1 protein-coding gene is annotated in these 741 nt (G+C 47.6%); it reads left to right on the top strand.

Annotated features, from left to right (window positions below; genetic code table 11):
• Positions 1-741, top strand: a 741-nt coding sequence (locus KH893_RS11220; RefSeq protein WP_281166200.1) for a multicopper oxidase family protein, incomplete at both ends; no start/stop codon positions are given.

Here is a 741-nt window from a genome sequence, read left to right as displayed (position 1 = left end):
GCATATGATTATCACGATGGAGCTTACAAGCACTTAGTTCGTCCGAAAACAAAAATGCATAAACTTATCATTCCTGAGGTTTTGAAAGCCGACAAAATAGAAGGGAATACGACCTATTACACGATTCATGCCCAAGAAGGGGAAACGAATATTCTGGATGGCAAAGCCACTCATACGTGGGGTTACAATGGCTCACTGCTTGGACCCTTGATTCGTTATCAGTCTGGCAGACATTATCATTTGACCTTGGTTAATGATCTACCGGAAGTTACCACCTGGCATTGGCATGGACTTAATATTCCCGGACCGATTGAAGACGGTGGTCCGCATGCCCCGGTCTTGCCGGGAAAGTCCCGAGAAATAGAATTCGATGTTAACCAGCCGACAATGACAGCTTGGTTGCATCCACATCCCTGCCCGCATACCGCCGAACAGGTTTGGAAGGGGCTGGCAGCTCCGGTTGCTGTTGTTAATCCCCTGGATGATTTGCCTCAGCTTCCGGATACTTGGGGAGTCGATGATATCCCGCTTGTTTTTCAGGACCGGACTTTTCATGGCAACCAGTGGGATTATCAGGCTGATTACGATATGGACGGGACACTGGGCGATACAGCATTGGTTAATGGGACGGTCAATGCCGAATTTACTGTTACCCGTCCATGCTTGCGTTTACGAGTTTTAAACGGCGCCAATCGTCGCGAATTGCGTTTAAATTCTGATCAGAATATTGTTATGACGCAG

This window comes from Liquorilactobacillus sicerae (assembly GCF_029916425.1).
GTDB lineage: Bacteria > Bacillota > Bacilli > Lactobacillales > Lactobacillaceae > Liquorilactobacillus > Liquorilactobacillus sicerae.
This window is presented reverse-complemented; position numbering and strand designations above follow the sequence as displayed.